A 17,729-nucleotide genomic window follows, 5' to 3' on the forward strand; every position below is an offset into this window, starting at 1 on the left:
TATTGATTAAAAAATGAATAATATTTTTTCAGATAAAAATTATAACTTGTTTATTATTAAAACAAAGGCAAAGTTGCAATCATGCTAAGTCAGCTATTAAAAAAGCCTTCATCTATGATGGTAGGGATCGACATCGGATCTCACTGCATTAAAGCAGTGTTGTTGCAAGAGACAGACGCAGGTTTGCGGCTTGAGGCATTAGCTATTGAACCTATGCCAAAAGGGGCTATGTCTGAACGCTCAATTCAAGACATTGAAGCTATCGGCAACGTTGTTGCTAAATTAAAACGAAAATTGCCTAAAACAGTCCAAAGTGCCGCCGTTGCAGTGTCTGGGCAAACTGTGATCACAAAGGTTATTTTTATGGATGTATCATTAACTGATGCTGAATTAGAATCGCAAATAGCCATTGAAGCAGACAGCTTAATTCCATACCCACTCGACGAAGTGAACATAGACTTTGAAAAGCTCGCCATTAATGAAGCCGATCCGAGTAAAGTTAATGTACTTTTATCTGCAGCACGCACAGAAAGTGTTGAGGCTCGCATTGGTGTATTAGAAGCTGCAAATCTAACTGCTAAAGTAGTTGATGTTGAAAGCTACGCGTTGAGCCGCTCGTTAGATGTGTACTACCAACAATTGCCTAGCGATGCCTATGATAAGTGTGTGGCAATTGTAGATATTGGTGCTGTGCTAATGCTTGTGAGTGTGGTTCAAGCCGGTGAGACTATTTACACTCGGGATCAGGTTTTTGGTGGCGACCAATACACAAACAGTATTGTCGCTTATTACAACAAAAGCTTCGATGAAGCAGAAATAGGTAAAACCACAGGCGACTTACCTCCTAATTATACGTTTGAAGTACTTGCACCTTTTCAGACTTCGCTGCTACAACAAGTAAGACGTGCAGTACAAATGTTCTTAACGACGAGCGGTAAAGATCAAGTCGATTATATTGTTTTAACCGGTGGCACAGCCATGATTGAAGGCTTAGACCGATTGTTAATTGAAGAGTTAGGGATACATACAGTGGTTGCTGAACCCTTTGCAAATATAGAAATTGCTCCAAAGGTAGACCGTAATATTTTACAGCGTCATAGAACACAGTTCGCGATAGCCACAGGATTGGCGTTGAGGAGCTTTTCGTCATGCCACATATAAATCTACTGCCTTGGCGCGAACAAAAACGAAAAGAATCGCAAAATAAATTTGTTACTTTGCTGTTCGCTGTTGTTGTAGTGAGTTTTTTAAGTATGTATATGTTGAGTTCTTTCTATTCAGGATTACGTGAAGGACAAAATGTAAAAAATAACTTTTTAAGCAACGAAATTGCACTACTTGATCAACGCATACGTGAAATCAACGAATTGGATAAAAAGAAAGAAAACCTACAGCAGCGAATGCGCTTAATTGAGGAGTTACAAAGCAATCGAAATCTTGGTACACAAATTATGGATGAGGTTGCGAAGATTGTGCCTTCAGGTGTTTATTTAACTAAGCTAGAACGTCGTGATGACCGCATACATGTATCGGGACGTAGTGAATCTAATAATCGACTATCGACTATGTTGCGCCAAGTTCAGGGCTCTTATCTTCTAGAGCGACCTGTTATGCAAGGTATTGTGGCTGGTGAGCAAACGTCGAGGTTACTAAGTGACTTTAATATGGATTTTTATGTTAAACCATTTGATAAAATAGGTGAGGTACGCAATGAACCTTGATATCAAATCGTTAACTGAAATAGATTGGAACGAAATAGAGCTCGAAAATATGGGCGATTGGCCCATTGCTGTAAAAGTAATGTGTTGTACTTTTGTTGCTGCAATCGTGCTTTATTTTAGTTATAGCTTGCTAGTGTCTGATGAAATAGCTAATTATCACAGTTCAGTAGCCAAAGAGACTGAGCTGAGAAATACTTACAAAGCTAAATATGCTGTTGCGAGTAACCTAGATTTATATCGCCAGCAAATGATTGAGATGGAAGATAAGTTTTCGCAACTATTAAAGCGCTTACCCACCTCTAATGAAACACCAGGTTTACTTGACGATTTGTCTTATGTTGGCACGACAAGTGGTTTAACGTTTTTAAAAATTGGCTGGTTACCAGAGATAGAAAAAGAGTTTTACACTGAGCTGCCAATTAAGATAGAAGTTGTGGGCTCATATCATGAGTTTGGTGAGTTTGTTGGTAAAGTTGCACAATTACCGCGTATCGTAAGTTTGCATGACTTTACTATTCAAACCCTTGATGATGGTGAACTTACTTTTAGCGTTGTTGCTAAAACCTATCGTTATGAGGGAGGCACTCAGAAATGATGAGAAGGCTTCCGTTAGTTATTATTATGACTTTTGCACTGAGTGCATGTAACGATGATACATCAGAGCAAAAAGAGTTTATCGATCAGGTAAAGGCAAGCACTACACCCAAAGTAGAGCCTATTCCTCAGATCGCAAAGTTTGAATATTTTGAATACAGTGCCAGTAAGTTGCGTAGCCCATTTGTTGCACCAAGACCTGAAATTATTCAAAACAACTTAGTACAAGTTAAAAACTGCTTACATCCAGATCCTAGCCGAGTTCGCCAGCCTCTAGAGAAGTACCCGCTTGAAAATTTATTAATGAAAGGGACTATCGGTCAAGCTGATAATAGCTGGGCATTGATTAAAGCGGCAGACGATACACTTTATCGTGTCACAGTAGGTAATTATCTTGGTTTGTATCATGGTGAGATTAAAGAAGTGCATGACAACTACATTGAATTATTAGAATTAATCCCTGATGGGGCTGGTTGCTGGAAAGAGCGCCTGACCAAGCTAGAAATGTTAGAGGCAGGTACAAATGGTGCAGATTAATCATATAAAAGGTAAAAATAAAATGCATAAAGGAATGGCTTGGTTAAAGCACATGCGAAAATACATGTTCGCTGCATTAACCTTACTGGTAGCGCAGTCGGTAGTCGCTGCACCTGTACTTTATGATGTGCGTTACAATCCAATCATGAAGGATGAAACGCAGCTGCAGCTAGTCTTTGATGAAGCCCTTACATTTGAGCCTAAAGTTCAGGTTTATAACGCACCAGCTCGGATAGAAATGTTATTTGACGATGTTGGTGTTGATAAAGAAGTTCAGACTGTAAATATAAACCAAGCAGGTATTCAGCAAGTCACTAGCACAATGACAACGGATGGTTTAAAAGTTGTTGTTATGCTGGATAAATTGAAAATTTATAAAACAACAGCTAAAGACAATGTTTACACGCTGCATGTTTCAGATAACCCAATTGCCAGTGATGAATCGGCTGATCCCTTATCAGCCTCAAGTAACTTTATAAATACTGTACAATCCATTGATTTTCGTCGTACTGAAAAAGATGAAGCTCGCTTATTGGTGTTTTTGCAAGGTACTCAAGCTGCGATTGATGTACATGAAAGCGGTGGTAAAATTATTGCAGAATTCCATCATACGGATATTTTAGACGAGCTTCTGTATGAACTAGACGTTATTGACTTTGGTACCGTTGTAAGCAAAATCGAGACCTTCAAAGAAGGAACAATGACTCGTATAGTGGTAGAGCCAAATGCTGCGTTTAAATTTACTCACCAACAAATAGAGAACATCTTTACGTTAACAGTTGAAAAAGATGATACTCAACGTGCATACCTAGACGGCGGTATTGAATATCAAGGTCGTCCTATGAGCCTTAACTTCCAAGATATTCCAATTCGCTCTGTACTACAGATTATTGCGGGCTATAACGAGTTTAACTTAGTAACAAGCGACTCTGTAACAGGCAATATTACGCTTCGTCTAGAAGGTGTTCCTTGGGATCAGGCTTTGGATGTTGTGCTTAAAATTAAAGGTTTGGATAAACGCATGGATGGTTCTATTTTGATGGTTGCACCATCTGAAGAACTGGCAGCGCGTGAAGCCAAAGAGCTCAAAGCTAAACAGCAAGTCGAAGATTTAGAGCCTTTATACAGTGAATATATTCGCCTTAATTATGCTAAAGCTGAAGAGTTTGCTGATTTATTAAAAACCGATACCAACAGCATCATTTCTTCACGAGGCAGTGTTTCGGTTGATAAACGTACTAACACATTACTAATTAAAGATACTTCTAAAAGTATTGATAGTGTTCGCCGTATGGTTGAAACCCTTGATATTCCAGTAAAGCAAGTGGTGATTGAATCACGTATGGTTACTGTGAATGATAACGTGCAAGAAGACTTAGGCGTACGTTGGGGTATAAGCGATGTCGGCAGTGACGGTGCTATCTCTGGGACTCTTGAAGGCGCCGGAGGCATGTTTGGTGCTGGCTCTTACAATAACATTCCAAGTTTAGCTGACCGATTAAATGTAAACTTACCAATTTCAAGCCCAGCGGGAAGTATTGGTGTACAAGTTGCCAAATTAGCTAACGGCACCATTTTAGATTTAGAGCTCAGTGCTTTAGAAGAGGAAAACCGAGGTGAGATCATCGCAAGTCCGCGCATCACTACGGCTAACCAACAAAAAGCACGTATTGAGCAAGGTACCGAAATTCCTTATGTTGAAGCTGCATCAAGTGGTGCAACAACGGTTACCTTTAAAAAAGCGGTATTAAGTTTAGAAGTAACGCCACACATTACGCCTGACAATAAGGTGATTTTAGACCTAGTTATCACACAAGATACACGCGGTGATACGGTGCAAACACCAACGGGTTCAGCGGTGGCGATTAATACTCAAGAAATCCAAACACAAGTGTTAGTAGAGAATGGCCAAACAGTTGTTCTTGGTGGTATCTTCCAACAGCAAATTGTTAACTCAACGAAGAAAGTTCCTGTACTTGGAGACATTCCATATTTAGGAACCTTATTCAAAAGCACTAGTGAGTTTAATGAAAAGAAAGAGCTGTTAATCTTTGTAACACCAAAAATTCAATTGGATTAAGTGATTTTTTCTTAAGCAACGAGCAATTAGCATGTTTAATTGCTCGTTATATGGCTTTTTATGCTAATTGACTTGAAATACCCAAGCAATTACTGAGATAATCCCCTCCTTAATTTTGGGGCCAGGTCGTTAGGCGGGGTTTTATTTCAAATTTTAGAGTTCGTTTGTACTAAAAAGATATGGCTGAGAAACGTAATATATTTCTAGTGGGCCCTATGGGGGCTGGCAAAAGCACAATTGGTCGTCACATTGCTGACCAATTACACCTTGAATTTTTCGATTCAGATCAAGAGATCGAGCGACGCACAGGAGCAGATATTGCTTGGGTGTTCGACCTTGAGGGTGAAGAGGGCTTCCGACTTCGTGAAGAAACTGTTATTTCAGACCTAACTGAGATGCAAGGTATTGTACTTGCAACAGGTGGTGGTTCTGTGATCAGTAAAGAAGTACGTAATAAGCTTTCTGCTCGCGGTATTGTTGTATACCTAGAGACACCTATCGAAAAGCAAGTTGCACGCACGCAGCGCGACAAGCGTCGCCCATTATTGCAAACAGAAGAAGCACCGCGTGATGTATTAGAGCGCTTAGCTGAAGAACGCGAACCGTTATACAAAGAAGTGGCTGATTTTGTTGTCCGCACTGATGAGCAAAGCGCTAAAGTTGTTGCTAATCAAATCATTGAGAAATTAGATTTTTAAAACCAATAATTAAAAAAGGAAACTAGCGATGCTTGAATTAACTGTTAATTTGGACGAGCGAAGTTATCCTATTTATATTGGTCAATCTGCTCTTAAAGACACAGGTCGATTACGCGAACACATTGGCGATTGTCGTCCTATCATTATCACCAACGACACCATTGCACCTCTATACCTTGATGATGTAATGGCGTCATTGGCTGATCTTAACCCGTTATCTTTTTCTATACCTGATGGTGAACAATATAAGTCACTAGAGTGGTTTGAGAAAATTTCGGCATTCTTACTCGAACATAACTGTGGTCGTGACACCTGCCTTATTGCATTAGGTGGTGGTGTTGTGGGCGACTTAACCGGTTTTGTTGCTGCCTGTTATCAACGCGGTGTGCCTTTTATTCAAGTGCCTACTACCTTGCTATCACAAGTTGATTCATCAGTTGGTGGTAAAACCGCTGTTAATCATCCGCTTGGCAAAAACATGATTGGTGCGTTTTACCAACCGCAAGCCGTTTTTATCGATACCCAATCACTACATACTTTACCTGAGCGAGAGTTCGCAGCAGGCATGGCTGAAGTGATCAAGTACGGTTTAATCTATGACACAGAACTATTTGCTTATTTAGAGCAAAATATCGCTAATCTTAAATCACTCGATGAGCAAACATTACAGCATGTTATTTATCGTTGCTGTGAAATCAAAGCCTTGATTGTTGCGCAAGATGAAAAAGAAGCAGGTTTGCGTGCGTTATTAAACCTGGGTCATACTTTTGGTCACGCAATTGAAGCGCAAATGGGCTATGGTAATTGGTTACACGGCGAAGCTGTTGCTGCTGGCATGGTGTTAGCAGCACGTTTAGCGCAAACTCGCGGTGATTTAACTGCAGCTGAAGTTGAGCGCATAGTTCAATTGATTGCTCATTACGATTTACCTGTTGATATTCCAGCTGAAATGACTAGCGAGCAGTTTTTAACGCATATGCGTAAAGATAAGAAAAACAAGAAAGGCACGATCCGGTTTATTCTTCCTACCCAATTTGGTCAGTGCGCGCTGGTAAGCGATGTTACCGATCAGCAGGTTTGTGATTTAATAGCGCGCTAATGCAATCGCAAATATTGCCTAGCCGTGCTGCGCTAGTTGATCGAATCGCTCTGCAGTTTGAATATGGGCAGAATTTAATTTGCTTACTTGGCCCTTCAGGGCTAGGTAAAAGTTACTTACTAGAAACATTCATCACTGATAAGTACGCTGAGTTTAACAAAGCATTTGTACAATTGTCTGGCAAAATGACAGATCAACAGCTGCTTACAGAGCTACTCGAACAAAGCTTTAGTAACCCACTTATCGATCATACCCAAACGTTATCAGAAAACTTTTATAACCTGTATAGGCAGCAACCTTGTGGTGATTGCTTGTGGGTGATTGATGGCGGGCGTCATTTATCTGAGGATATGGTTCATCAACTCGAGATACTGGCAAAGAAAAGCCCAAGTACCTTATATATTTTGATAGCATCTCAGTCTGTTGGGCAATTCACACAAGCTGTTGAAATTCACCTAGAGGCACTTAATCTTAGTGAAAGTAAGCAGTTGATGCGTTGGTTTTTCGATAGCCTTCCGGTAGAAGAAGATCCTGTTTTTCGAACCTTTTTGCAAGAAGCTCATGGTAATCCTGCATTATTACTTGCATGGCAACCAGATCAACAAACTGCAGATATTCGCCCTCCAGTAAAGAGCTACAAACCGTTGTATTTAACCCTGTTGTTAATAACAACTATGTTATTAATTATTGGCTTTTTGTACAAAGCAGATATGACCCAATGGTGGAAAGCACATTATCAACAAGAGGAGAGTGCCACTATTGCTACGGCTCTCCCAGCAGAAAAGGTTACTGCGGCTCAACAGAACAGCGATGAAACGCTATCAGAGCCGAGCAGTGCGTCAGTAGAGCTTGATAATAATACTGTGACAGTTCAACAGTCAGAAGCTCCAGCAGTAAGCCATGAAAATAATATTGCTGCAATTGTTGATAGTCTTGCTAGTGCAAAACCTGAAGAGCAACAGGCCAAACCAAGTAGCGAAGAAATTGCCGCAGTATTGACTGACGACGCCTTAAATCCTCCTCCAGCTGATAATGCCGTTAATACAGTAACAGTTGAAAAAGCGCCGACAGTGAGTGCAAATGCATGGTATTTAGCAGAGCCAGACGAGCATTTTGTAATACAGCTGTTAGCTGTTACTAAAAAAGAAATCACTGATAAGTTTATTACAGAGAACTCATTAGAAGGGCAAGTTAATACGTATCAAACTTTGCGAGGTGGCAAAGTGTGGTGGATTGTAACTTATGGTAGCTATGCCACCTTAAACGACGCGAAAAATGCGTTATCGACACTACCGAATAAAGTGCGTAAAAATCAGCCTTTTTATAAAAAAATAAGTAAAATTAAGCAAGAAATTGCTTCACAGGATCAGTAAATTAAAACTGATTAGTGTAGAATCGCGCAATATCGAATTGAAGTTAAGAGCAGATGCAGCAAAAGACCAGAGCCTTCCTTAAATGGGCAGGTGGAAAATACAGCCTAGTTGAAGATATTCATGCCCGCTTAAAACAAGCGAGTTTGGATGCTGATACTTTAGTTGAACCTTTTGTTGGCGCTGGCTCTGTATTCCTCAATACTGACTTTAAGCATTATATTTTAAATGATATCAATGCTGATTTGATCAACCTGTACACAGAGCTTAAACGCACGCCAGATGAATTTATTAGCGATGCAAAAAAGTTATTTGTTGAGCTAAATAATCATCCAGAAGCTTATTACGAATACCGTGTTCAATTTAATCAAAGCAGTGATGTATATGAACGTGCAATTTTGTTCTTATACATGAACCGTCACGGGTACAACGGCCTATGTCGTTATAACCTAAAAGGGATTTTTAATGTTCCTTTTGGAAAATATAAGCGCCCATACTTTCCAGAGAAAGAAATGAATTTCTTTGCTGAAAAAGCGCAACAAGCAACTTTTACCTGCTTAGGTTATGACGAAGTGTTTAAGCTTATTCCTGAAAACGCAGTAGTGTATTGTGATCCACCCTATGTACCACTCAGTAAAACGGCGTCGTTTACTTCTTACGCTAAAGGCGGCTTTAATTTAGATGACCAAGCTAACTTGGCTAATTTAGCTGAGCAGGCTGCATTCGAAAATAATACGCCCGTACTTATTTCTAATCACGATACAGTGTGGACTCGCAAAATCTACAGCCAAGCATCACTTGATGAGATTAAGGTGAAGCGGACAATAAGCCCTAAGGGTGGTTCACGAAATAAAGTGAATGAATTGATGGCTATGTATTTAGCACCAAAGAAACCGCGAAATAAATAGCAGCAATAAAAATAATAAACAAAATGACTGCAATCACAATGATAGCCAGTGGTGAATGCTCTTTGAAGTCAGCTTGACGTTTTTGCTCTGACTGCACACCAAAAAATGCCGCAAAGACACTTTGTAATGCACTAATAAAGCTGCTCATGTAATTAGAATTTTGAGCTTAAACTACTAACGTTCTTTGACTCTTCGCTACTTGTTAAAAGCTCAAGTAAATCGAGGTAATGGAATTGTGCGCTACGGCTGTCACCAGTCAACCAAGAAAACCATCCAGTTTCTTGTTCTGCTTTCATACATTGAGCAGAAGATGATGATGCGTTTAGCGTATTGCATGAGCAACCAGACGCCGTTGCTAAAAACTCGTCTTCATCGGCAGATGAAAAAGATACAAACGTAGCAACAGTAAGTGCGGACGCGATTAAGATCCCTATTTTAAAAGCACGCATGAGAATAACCCTTGTTTGTGTTATTTAAACAAGCATACCTAATAATTGCTCAAATAACAAACTTAATTCATGCTGAATTGATTAAAAAATTAATAAAATTAGCGCGTTAAAGTTAATTTTATGTTTAATTTTTGTTTTGTTTTTTGGTTCTTTTGACATGTTTAATCGGTTTAGGTAGCAGGTCAGCTAGTTAATAGTTCTTATATTCGAATGATCTTAAAGGCTTTCTACTATTTAGCTAAGTATTTACCCTGTGTCGTACTGTTTTAATCAGTAAGCGATTAGGTTACATTAAGCGCTCCTTTAGCGTAGCAAATTATTATTGGATCTCTCATGTTAGAAACCTTACAAAAGTATTTAATAGCCCCTTCAATTTTATCGGCTGACTTTGCTCGCTTAGGTGACGATGTCGATCGTGTTCTTGCAAGTGGTGCTGACGTTATACATTTTGATGTAATGGATAACCATTACGTGCCTAACCTCACATTTGGACCAATGATTTGTAAAGCGCTGCGAGATTACGGCATCACAGCACCAATTGATGTACATCTGATGGTAAAGCCCGTTGACCGCATTATTCCTGATTTTGCTGAAGCAGGGGCGTCGATTATCAGTTTTCACCCAGAAGCCAGTGAGCATATAGACCGCACTTTGCAATTAATTAAAGATAACGGCTGCCAAGCGGGATTAGTGTTTAATCCTGCAACAAGTTTAAGTTACCTTGAACATGTGCTTGATAAAGTTGATGTAGTGCTATTAATGTCGGTTAACCCTGGCTTTGGTGGCCAAAGTTTTATTCCACATACTCTCGAAAAGCTCCGCCAAGCACGTAAAATTATTGATGCTTCAGGTCGCAATATTCGTTTAGAAGTTGATGGTGGTGTCGGTGTTGATAACATTGCCGAAATAGCAGAAGCGGGCGCTGATATGTTTGTATCAGGCTCTGCAATTTTTAATCAACCAGATTACAAAGCGGTCATCGATGCGATGCGCAGCGAACTTGCGAAGGTTGAATAATGAAATACGATGCGGCATTTTTCGATTTAGATGGCACCTTGGTCGATAGCGTTTATGATTTATACATTGCGATGAACCTGACTTTAACCGATTTAGCGTTTCCGGTTGTTACACAAAAGCTAGTAGAAAGCTGGGTCGGCAATGGTATTGAAACCTTAGTTAAGCGTGCTTTGAGCGGTGACATGCAAGTAAGCGAGCATTTGGATGAAGCCCTTGCAGAGCGTGCTATTAATTTGTTTTATCAGCACTATGACCAGGTTGTGGGTGACTATAGTGCGCTTTATCAACATGTTGAAACGGGGCTTGCTGCACTTGCTGGTGTTCCTAAGGTGGTGATCACCAATAAGGCACGTCGTTTTACCGAAAAGCTACTTGATAAACTCTCATTGACCAGTCATTTTCAGTTTATTGTCTGTGGCGATGATATGGCAAAAAAACCATCACCTGAACCATTGCAATATGCTTGTCAGCAACTCGATGTCAGCCATGAAAAAGCGGTTATGATCGGCGACTCAAAAAGTGATATTTTGGCAGCAAAAGCTGCGAATGTTGACGTTGTTGCACTCGGTTATGGCTATAACCAAGGTGAAAACCTCGCTGATTTCAATCCAGAGTACCTCTGCGAGAATTTCTTAGATATAATACCCGTTCTTACCCAAAGGTAAGTGCATTTTAAATTCGTCTTTTTAGTTTAGTAAAAATATAAAGGAACATCATGAGTAAACCAGTAGTGTTAAGTGGCATTCAGCCAACCGGTGGTATGACAATAGGCAACTATGTTGGCGCTATTAACCAGTGGCTTAAGCTACAGGAAGACCACGAAAGTTTCTTTATGTTAGTAGATTTGCACGCCATTACAGTTCGCCAAGATCCAGAGCAATTACGCTCGCGCGTGCTGGACGGTATTGCGCTATATGCTGCATGCGGTATCGACCCAGAGAAAGCTGCGTTATTCGTGCAATCTCAAGTGCCAGAACATGCACAGCTGAGCTGGGTATTAAACTGTTACGCGCAAATGGGTGAGCTTAACCGTATGACGCAGTTTAAAGATAAGTCATCTAAACATGCGAATAACGTGAATGTGGGCTTATTCTCTTACCCAGTGCTGCAAGCGGCAGATATCTTGTTATACCAAGCGGATCAAGTGCCAGTGGGTGAAGATCAAAAGCAACACCTTGAATTAACACGTGATATCGCAACACGTTTTAACAACCTATACGGTGACGTGTTCAAACTACCTGAGCCGTATATTCCTGAGTTCGGCGCACGTGTAATGAGCTTACAAGATCCGCTGAAGAAAATGTCTAAGTCAGATGAAAATCCAAACGGTTACATCATGTTATTGGATGAGCCGAAGAAGATTGAAAAGAAACTGAAAAAAGCAGTAACCGATTCAGACGAACAAGCACGTATTTACTTTGATCGTGACGAAAAACCAGGTGTATCTAACCTACTTACTTTATTATCAGTTGCAACTAAGCGCTCAATCGAAGACTTAGTTCCTGAATACGAAGACAAAATGTATGGTCACCTGAAAAAAGACACCGCAGCAGCGGTTGTTAATATGATTGAGCCAATTCAAGCACGCTTTAAAGAGATCCGTGAAGATCAATCACTACTTGATAGCATTATGAAATCAGGTGCTGAAAAGGCGAGTATTCGCGCTGAAAAAACATTAAAAGCTGTGTACGATGCGGTAGGTTTTATTCCTCGCCCGTAAGCTTGCAACAAATAATTGAAATAAAAATACCGCTTAACAGCGGTATTTTTTTTATTCATTAAAAACTCAGCACAATTAAAACAGTAAAAAAACACATCAGCGCGGCAGCAGTTTTGTCTGTTTTTTCCATTTTTTTATTCCTCATCTGTGTTCAACTGTTTAATTGCATAGCCTTTATTTTTTAATAGGCCTAACAAGCTATCTTCACCAGCCAAATGGGCTGCACCAACGAGCACCAGCTCTTTTTGATGATTAGTAAAATAGCGCTCTATCTTACTAAGCCAGGTTAAATTACGTTGCTTAATTAACATTTCATAAGTAAGGGGATCACGTTGTTTTAGCGGTAGGGTAGTAAGCTTAGCCATTGCTTGCATATCGCCATTTCGCCATGCATCGAGCATTTCAACATACAGTTGCTGGAAGTCAGAAACTTGTGCCAATAGTGATTCTATAAAGGCATTCTCATCTTCATTGCCTAATTGTTTAAACAAATTTAACTGGAAAGCTAAGGTTTCAAGGTAAGCTATTTTTTTATTATCTTGTTTGGCCAGTTTCGCAAGATAGCTATCGACGCCCTCACCTAAGAGCTGCTGTTTTTGTAACTCTAACGACATGATTAGCAAGCTCACCATAAAAGGTCGAAAGCTATCCAGTTCATAGAGATGCATGCCATAGCTATTAAGCTGTAATTTTAATTGTTGCTTAACTTTTTCTGTCAGTTTGCTACTTAAGGTTTCACCTGCTTGATAGCTAAGAGCTTTAAGCAGGGTTAGTTGTGCCGAGCTATCGCTTGGTGCAGGTACATCGGCTTCAAGCACTAAGGTATCTATCAGTTTATAAGCCTGATTAAATTCAGTGGGAAGTGGCAGCTCTTTAGAAGGTAAAATATGAATTGAACCAGCAAGATAAATATATTCATCACCTTTACTTACCTGCCAAATGGCACTTTTAGCGATGCTAAAACTACTTGCTAATAAGCCTGATGTAGCAATGAATGAGATGAGCAAGTATCGAGTTAATGTTTTCATTATTTTAGCCTGTTAATTGATGAGGTTTGCCCAGCATGCTGGGCAAACTAGCTGTTAGTTATTGAGCTGTTGTTCAATTTGGTGATCAATTTTATTGTTCATTTGCTCAATAGAGGCGGCTATAGATGTCTCTAACTGTTGATCTAGTTTTTGAGCACCTTGATTATTTAGTAAAGTGTTCGGTGCTGTAATAACGAGTGCAGCGACTGCTAGTAGTGGCATCATTTTTAAAATTGAATTGCTCATAATGTAATTCCCTTAATTGGTTGATTGGTTTTATCAACGAGGCAAAAGTGGTTGGTAGCCCGTTGATGGAAACTACAATAGCGAGGAATTCGGATAGAGTCGCTTATCTAGTTCTAAGCGATTTATTTATAAGGTTTTTAAAATTTAATTCAAACAATTTCAATGGTTTAAATCCAATCCTTATGGGCCGAAATAAGGTTTTAAAGGATATTATTTTTGAGGGTTTGCTTTATCGAGGGCTATTATTCTTTCACTGGCTGGCAGAAGCGCAGCAAGCCTCATTAATAAAAGAGGATTACTGCGTTACTTTGCAACAGGGGTAACACCTGGCGAGTCACACGCAATGACTTCAAATCGATAGCCATATTCAGCATTGTGATCAGGGGTTACTTGCACTATTTCGTAATCATTCAGCTCAACAGCTTTACTGTTTTCAGCCTTTAAACAGCGCGAATAACTATCGGCCTCAAAGCTGTAAGCAAACATGGCAATTAAGCGTTTGCTGCGCTCAAAGTAACCCTTACTATCCAAAAACTGACGTAGATTTTCAGCCGTTTCGTTATCAGCTTGTATGTTTATATCACGGCTAGGTACCTGAGCTTCTTCGTTGATGTCAGGAATTTGTTGCTCAATTTTTTCACTGAGTTCTTCAACCGCTTTTTGCTGCTCTTCACCTGACTCTTTGGCAATGACTTTGCTATCGATAAAGGTACTGACCATGTTGTCGAGCACTTCTTCAGGTGGCTTGTCATCAAGAAACGAAATTAAGTTAATAAATACTACGGTTGCTAAAATAAAACGCACGATGGCGGTTAATAGCGGCGAATAGCTTTGACTTATAAATTTAACTCGCTCAGAGCCAAATGGTTTTATCAGCAATAGAATAAAAATATAAAAAGGCAAAAAGAGTTGAAATAACAATAATGTACCTAGTGTTATTCCCAGCGCCCAAGGCGGTAAATATAACAGTGTGGCAAAGTTATGTGTGTAGTTAAAATGATTGGCAGAAACATGGGTTACATCATTTACTATGCCGCTTGCACCTGCCAACACAAAGTTAGCGATACTAGCATAGAAGATTAAAATCAGTGCCTTGCCGGCAAGTGAATGCCAAAGTTGATTAAATTTAGGCCAAAATTCAATAACAAGCGCAATAATGGTGATGGTGGCACTTAACCAGCCTGATGGCACAACAATCAGGCTGCTTAATGCCAAAAGATAGAGCTTTTGTGCGGTACTTAAGTTAAACCAAATGGCTTGTAAACGTTCAACCAACCTTGTTTTATGAGGTTGCCAGCTACGTTGCTGTTGTTGAAACTGTTTATTAGCGCGCCATTTTGCAATTTTTAAATACCTACGCACGCAATATCCTTTTTATAGTAGTGGTTTTAAGTACCTGCCTGTGTGTGAACGCTCACAATCGGCGACGTCTTCAGGTGTACCAGAAATTAAAATTTCACCACCGCCAGAGCCACCTTCAGGGCCTAAATCGACAATCCAGTCTGCGGTTTTGATCACATCAAGGTTATGCTCAATAACAACAATGGTATTACCGTGATCGCGTAAGCGGTGCAGTACTACTAATAATTGCTGAATATCAGCAAAGTGTAAACCCGTAGTTGGTTCATCAAGGATATACAGTGTTTTACCGGTATCGCGTTTTGAAAGTTCACGAGCCAGTTTCACACGCTGTGCTTCACCACCTGAGAGGGTTGTTGCAGCTTGACCTAAGCGAATATACGACAAGCCAACATCCATTAACGTTTGCAGTTTACGTGCAATGGCCGGGATTTTATCAAAGTAGTCACGGGCATCTTCAACGGTCATTTCGAGTACTTGGTGAATGTTTTTACCTTTGTACTGTACTTCTAGGGTTTCACGATTGTAGCGCTGACCTTTACATACATCACAAGGCACATATACATCTGGTAAAAAGTGCATTTCTACCTTGATCACGCCATCGCCTTGGCAAGCTTCACAACGGCCACCTTTAACGTTAAAGCTAAAGCGACCGACTTTATAACCACGCGAACGGGCTTCTTGAGTGCCTGCAAATAGCTCACGAATACCGGTAAAAATACCAGTGTAAGTTGCAGGGTTTGAGCGCGGAGTACGGCCAATTGGGCTTTGGTCAATATCAATCACTTTATCAAAATGATTCAATCCCTTAATTGACTTATACGGTGCTGCTTCTGCGGTCGTTGCGCCATTTAACTCGGTATGAGCCAGCTTAAATAAAGTGTCGTTGATAAGTGTCGATTTACCTGAGCCCGATACACCTGTGATACAGGTCATTAAGCCAAATGGAATACGTAAATCAACGTTCTTTAAGTTGTTACCTGTGGCACCAAATAGCTCAAGCCATTTGTCGTTGGTTTGATGGCGAGCCGCCGGTACTTCGATTTTCTTTTCACCAGAGAGATACTGACCGGTGATAGAATCTTTACTTGCTAGAATATCATCATGGGTACCTTGTGCAATAACATGGCCGCCATGAACACCAGCACCTGGGCCGATATCGATAATATGATCGGCAGCGCGAATGGCATCTTCGTCATGCTCAACCACAATGACGGTGTTGCCTAAATCACGTAAGTGAATAAGGGTTTTTAGTAGGCGGTCGTTATCGCGTTGGTGCAAACCAATTGATGGTTCATCCAGTACGTACATAACACCAACAAGGCCTGCACCAATTTGGCTTGCTAAACGAATACGCTGAGCTTCACCACCTGAGAGGGTGTCAGCGCTTCGCTCAAGTGATAAGTAATTAAGGCCTACATTAATTAGGAAAGATAAACGGTCGCGAATTTCTTTGAGGATTTTATCGGCAATTTGGGCACGCTGACCAGTTAGGCTTAAGCTATCAAAAAATGCCATGCTTTCACCAATACTCATTGTGGTGATGGCAGGTAGATTGGTTTGGCCAATAAATACATGGCGAGCTTCTTCGCGTAATCGAGAGCCATGACAGCTTGGACACGCTTGGCTCGTTTGGTATTTAGCGAGCTCTTCGCGCACCGAGTTTGATTCTGTTTCGCGGTAGCGGCGGTTCATATTATTTAAAACGCCTTCAAACTCGTGGTTACGCGTAATTAAATCGCCACGGTCATTGCGGTAATTAAAAGCAATTTTAGTCTTGCCTGAACCTTCAAGAATAACTTTTTGTGCTTCTTTACTCAGATTTTGAAACGGCGCTTCTAAATCAAACTTGTAATGCTCCGCAACGGCTTGCAGCATTTGGAAATAATAAAAGCTGCGTTTGTCCCATCCTTTAATTGCGCCGCCCGACAAGCTTAGCTCTGGGTTTTGCACTACACGGTTTGGATCAAAATACTGACGTACACCTAAACCATCACAGCTTTGGCATGCACCTGCTGGGTTATTAAACGAGAATAAACGCGGTTCAAGCTCGCCCATTGCATAGCCACAGGTTGGGCAAGCAAAGTTAGCTGAAAACAGCATGTCTTCGCTAAGAGAGTCATCCATTGCCGCTACATGAGCTATACCGCTTGAAAGCTCAAGCGCCGTTTCGAATGATTCAGCTAAACGCTGTTGTTGGCCATCTTTTACTTTAAAGCGGTCAACCACAACTTCGATAGTGTGCTTTTTATGAAGCTCAAGGGTTGGTGGATCTGATAAGTCACAAACTTCGCCATCGATACGGGCACGAATAAAGCCTTGGCTTGCAAGTTGCTCAAGCAGCTTAACATGTTCACCTTTTCGGTCTTTCACAACTGGTGCTAATAGCATTAGCTTGCTACCTTCAGGTAGCGCTAAAACCGTATCGACCATTTGGCTGATAGTTTGTGCTGCAAGTGGTAAGTCGTGAGTAGGACAGCGTGGCTCACCTACACGGGCAAATAATAAACGTAGGTAATCGTAAATTTCGGTGATGGTTCCGACTGTTGAGCGCGGGTTATGCGAGGTTGATTTTTGCTCAATAGAGATTGCAGGCGATAAACCTTCGATGTGATCCACATCGGGTTTTTCCATCAGCGATAAGAACTGCCTTGCATATGCAGAGAGTGATTCAACATAACGACGTTGCCCTTCTGCATAAAGCGTATCAAACGCTAAAGACGATTTTCCTGAACCAGATAGGCCAGTGATAACTATCAGCTTATCACGGGGAATGGTTAGGCTGATGTCTTTTAAATTGTGCGTACGGGCGCCTCGGACTTCAATGTTTTCCATGCTATCTCGTTTTGTTACCTAATTATTTTTTCAGTATCTCACAATACGCGATAAGATTAATCCTTGAT

The 17,729-nt window shown here is 40.6% G+C and carries 18 protein-coding genes; 12 read left to right on the plus strand and 6 right to left on the minus strand.

Annotated elements, in window-relative coordinates:
* Positions 1-81: 81 nt before the first annotated feature.
* From NH454_RS02840 to NH454_RS02880, 9 genes are all read left to right on the plus strand, one after another.
* The gene (locus NH454_RS02840) at positions 82-1,161 is read left to right on the plus strand and encodes a pilus assembly protein PilM (protein ID WP_135922746.1); all 1,080 of its coding nucleotides are present in this window, start codon (positions 82-84) and stop codon (positions 1,159-1,161) included.
* Entirely contained in the window at positions 1,149-1,721 is a 573-nt protein-coding gene (locus NH454_RS02845) for a PilN domain-containing protein (protein WP_135922745.1), read from the plus strand. Before NH454_RS02840 ends, NH454_RS02845 begins: the two co-directional genes overlap by 13 nt.
* Complete coding sequence (locus NH454_RS02850) at positions 1,711-2,316, plus strand: type 4a pilus biogenesis protein PilO (RefSeq protein WP_135922744.1); 606 nt, start codon at positions 1,711-1,713, stop codon at positions 2,314-2,316. The genes NH454_RS02845 and NH454_RS02850 overlap by 11 nt, the downstream gene beginning before the upstream one ends.
* The gene (locus tag NH454_RS02855) at positions 2,316-2,852 is read left to right on the plus strand and encodes a pilus assembly protein PilP (protein ID WP_199527377.1); all 537 of its coding nucleotides are present in this window, start codon (positions 2,316-2,318) and stop codon (positions 2,850-2,852) included. Before NH454_RS02850 ends, NH454_RS02855 begins: the two co-directional genes overlap by 1 nt.
* 22 nt (positions 2,853-2,874) lie before the next feature.
* Positions 2,875-4,932 (plus strand): type IV pilus secretin PilQ family protein, encoded by a 2,058-nt coding sequence (locus tag NH454_RS02860; protein WP_253038170.1) that lies wholly within the window; start codon positions 2,875-2,877, stop codon positions 4,930-4,932.
* Between the two features lie 179 nt (positions 4,933-5,111).
* Entirely contained in the window at positions 5,112-5,630 is a 519-nt protein-coding gene (gene aroK / locus NH454_RS02865; RefSeq protein ID WP_036973192.1) for a shikimate kinase AroK, read from the plus strand.
* Positions 5,631-5,658: 28 nt separating this feature from the next.
* Entirely contained in the window at positions 5,659-6,729 is a 1,071-nt protein-coding gene (gene aroB / locus NH454_RS02870) for a 3-dehydroquinate synthase (RefSeq protein ID WP_135922742.1), read from the plus strand.
* The gene (locus NH454_RS02875; RefSeq protein WP_253038172.1) at positions 6,729-8,102 is read left to right on the plus strand and encodes an AAA family ATPase; all 1,374 of its coding nucleotides are present in this window, start codon (positions 6,729-6,731) and stop codon (positions 8,100-8,102) included. Before aroB ends, NH454_RS02875 begins: the two co-directional genes overlap by 1 nt.
* A 53-nt stretch (positions 8,103-8,155) precedes the next feature.
* On the plus strand, positions 8,156-9,007 hold the full coding sequence (locus tag NH454_RS02880) for a Dam family site-specific DNA-(adenine-N6)-methyltransferase (protein ID WP_138557075.1): 852 nt from the start codon (positions 8,156-8,158) through the stop codon (positions 9,005-9,007).
* Here NH454_RS02880 and NH454_RS02885 read toward each other — a convergent pair.
* Both NH454_RS02885 and NH454_RS02890 read right to left on the minus strand, forming a co-directional pair.
* Entirely contained in the window at positions 8,970-9,155 is a 186-nt protein-coding gene (locus NH454_RS02885) for a DUF2970 domain-containing protein (RefSeq protein ID WP_135922739.1), read from the minus strand. The genes NH454_RS02880 and NH454_RS02885 overlap by 38 nt on opposite strands.
* 4 nt (positions 9,156-9,159) lie before the next feature.
* Positions 9,160-9,456: a hypothetical protein gene (locus tag NH454_RS02890; RefSeq protein ID WP_135922738.1), complete on the minus strand. Its 297-nt coding sequence runs from the start codon at positions 9,454-9,456 to the stop codon at positions 9,160-9,162.
* A 333-nt stretch (positions 9,457-9,789) separates the two neighbouring features.
* Between NH454_RS02890 and rpe the strand changes: the two genes are divergently transcribed.
* The 3 genes from rpe to trpS are packed head-to-tail and all read left to right on the plus strand — an operon-like array spanning position 9,790 to position 12,193.
* Positions 9,790-10,473, plus strand: a complete 684-nt coding sequence (gene rpe, locus NH454_RS02895; protein WP_135922737.1) for a ribulose-phosphate 3-epimerase — start codon at positions 9,790-9,792, stop codon at positions 10,471-10,473.
* Complete coding sequence (locus NH454_RS02900) at positions 10,473-11,138, plus strand: phosphoglycolate phosphatase (protein ID WP_235382199.1); 666 nt, start codon at positions 10,473-10,475, stop codon at positions 11,136-11,138. The genes rpe and NH454_RS02900 overlap by 1 nt, the downstream gene beginning before the upstream one ends.
* Positions 11,139-11,188: 50 nt before the next feature.
* Complete coding sequence (trpS, locus tag NH454_RS02905) at positions 11,189-12,193, plus strand: tryptophan--tRNA ligase (protein WP_063699907.1); 1,005 nt, start codon at positions 11,189-11,191, stop codon at positions 12,191-12,193.
* Positions 12,194-12,327: 134 nt separating this feature from the next.
* Here trpS and NH454_RS02910 read toward each other — a convergent pair whose 3' ends face one another.
* The 4 genes from NH454_RS02910 to uvrA all read right to left on the minus strand — a co-directional run bounded on the left by NH454_RS02910 (position 12,328) and on the right by uvrA (position 17,661).
* Positions 12,328-13,221, minus strand: a complete 894-nt coding sequence (locus NH454_RS02910; protein ID WP_138557072.1) for a TraB/GumN family protein — start codon at positions 13,219-13,221, stop codon at positions 12,328-12,330.
* 54 nt (positions 13,222-13,275) lie between these two features.
* Positions 13,276-13,467: a hypothetical protein gene (locus tag NH454_RS02915; protein ID WP_135922734.1), complete on the minus strand. Its 192-nt coding sequence runs from the start codon at positions 13,465-13,467 to the stop codon at positions 13,276-13,278.
* Positions 13,468-13,770: 303 nt separating this feature from the next.
* Positions 13,771-14,829 (minus strand): hypothetical protein, encoded by a 1,059-nt coding sequence (locus NH454_RS02920; protein ID WP_235382200.1) that lies wholly within the window; start codon positions 14,827-14,829, stop codon positions 13,771-13,773.
* Between the two features lie 12 nt (positions 14,830-14,841).
* Entirely contained in the window at positions 14,842-17,661 is a 2,820-nt protein-coding gene (uvrA, locus tag NH454_RS02925; protein WP_253038173.1) for an excinuclease ABC subunit UvrA, read from the minus strand.
* Between the last annotated feature and the right edge of the window lie 68 nt (positions 17,662-17,729).

This window comes from Pseudoalteromonas sp. Ps84H-4, from assembly GCF_024124645.1.
Taxonomy (GTDB): Bacteria; Pseudomonadota; Gammaproteobacteria; order Enterobacterales; family Alteromonadaceae; genus Pseudoalteromonas; species Pseudoalteromonas lipolytica_C.

Excerpts from the sequence above, each read along its gene's own strand:
- NH454_RS02840 (WP_135922746.1), top strand. The coding sequence starts at position 82 with ATGCTAAGTCAGCTATTAAAAAAGCCTTCATCTATGATGGTAGGGATC.
- NH454_RS02845 (WP_135922745.1), top strand. The coding sequence starts at position 1,149 with ATGCCACATATAAATCTACTGCCTTGGCGCGAACAAAAACGAAAAGAA.
- NH454_RS02850 (WP_135922744.1), top strand. The coding sequence starts at position 1,711 with ATGAACCTTGATATCAAATCGTTAACTGAAATAGATTGGAACGAAATA.
- NH454_RS02855 (WP_199527377.1), top strand. The coding sequence starts at position 2,316 with ATGAGAAGGCTTCCGTTAGTTATTATTATGACTTTTGCACTGAGTGCA.
- NH454_RS02860 (WP_253038170.1), top strand. The coding sequence starts at position 2,875 with ATGCATAAAGGAATGGCTTGGTTAAAGCACATGCGAAAATACATGTTC.
- aroK (WP_036973192.1), top strand. The coding sequence starts at position 5,112 with ATGGCTGAGAAACGTAATATATTTCTAGTGGGCCCTATGGGGGCTGGC.
- aroB (WP_135922742.1), top strand. The coding sequence starts at position 5,659 with ATGCTTGAATTAACTGTTAATTTGGACGAGCGAAGTTATCCTATTTAT.
- NH454_RS02875 (WP_253038172.1), top strand. The coding sequence starts at position 6,729 with ATGCAATCGCAAATATTGCCTAGCCGTGCTGCGCTAGTTGATCGAATC.
- NH454_RS02880 (WP_138557075.1), top strand. The coding sequence starts at position 8,156 with ATGCAGCAAAAGACCAGAGCCTTCCTTAAATGGGCAGGTGGAAAATAC.
- NH454_RS02885 (WP_135922739.1), bottom strand. The coding sequence starts at position 9,155 with ATGAGCAGCTTTATTAGTGCATTACAAAGTGTCTTTGCGGCATTTTTT.
- NH454_RS02890 (WP_135922738.1), bottom strand. The coding sequence starts at position 9,456 with ATGCGTGCTTTTAAAATAGGGATCTTAATCGCGTCCGCACTTACTGTT.
- rpe (WP_135922737.1), top strand. The coding sequence starts at position 9,790 with ATGTTAGAAACCTTACAAAAGTATTTAATAGCCCCTTCAATTTTATCG.
- NH454_RS02900 (WP_235382199.1), top strand. The coding sequence starts at position 10,473 with ATGAAATACGATGCGGCATTTTTCGATTTAGATGGCACCTTGGTCGAT.
- trpS (WP_063699907.1), top strand. The coding sequence starts at position 11,189 with ATGAGTAAACCAGTAGTGTTAAGTGGCATTCAGCCAACCGGTGGTATG.
- NH454_RS02910 (WP_138557072.1), bottom strand. The coding sequence starts at position 13,221 with ATGAAAACATTAACTCGATACTTGCTCATCTCATTCATTGCTACATCA.
- NH454_RS02915 (WP_135922734.1), bottom strand. The coding sequence starts at position 13,467 with ATGAGCAATTCAATTTTAAAAATGATGCCACTACTAGCAGTCGCTGCA.
- uvrA (WP_253038173.1), bottom strand. The coding sequence starts at position 17,661 with ATGGAAAACATTGAAGTCCGAGGCGCCCGTACGCACAATTTAAAAGAC.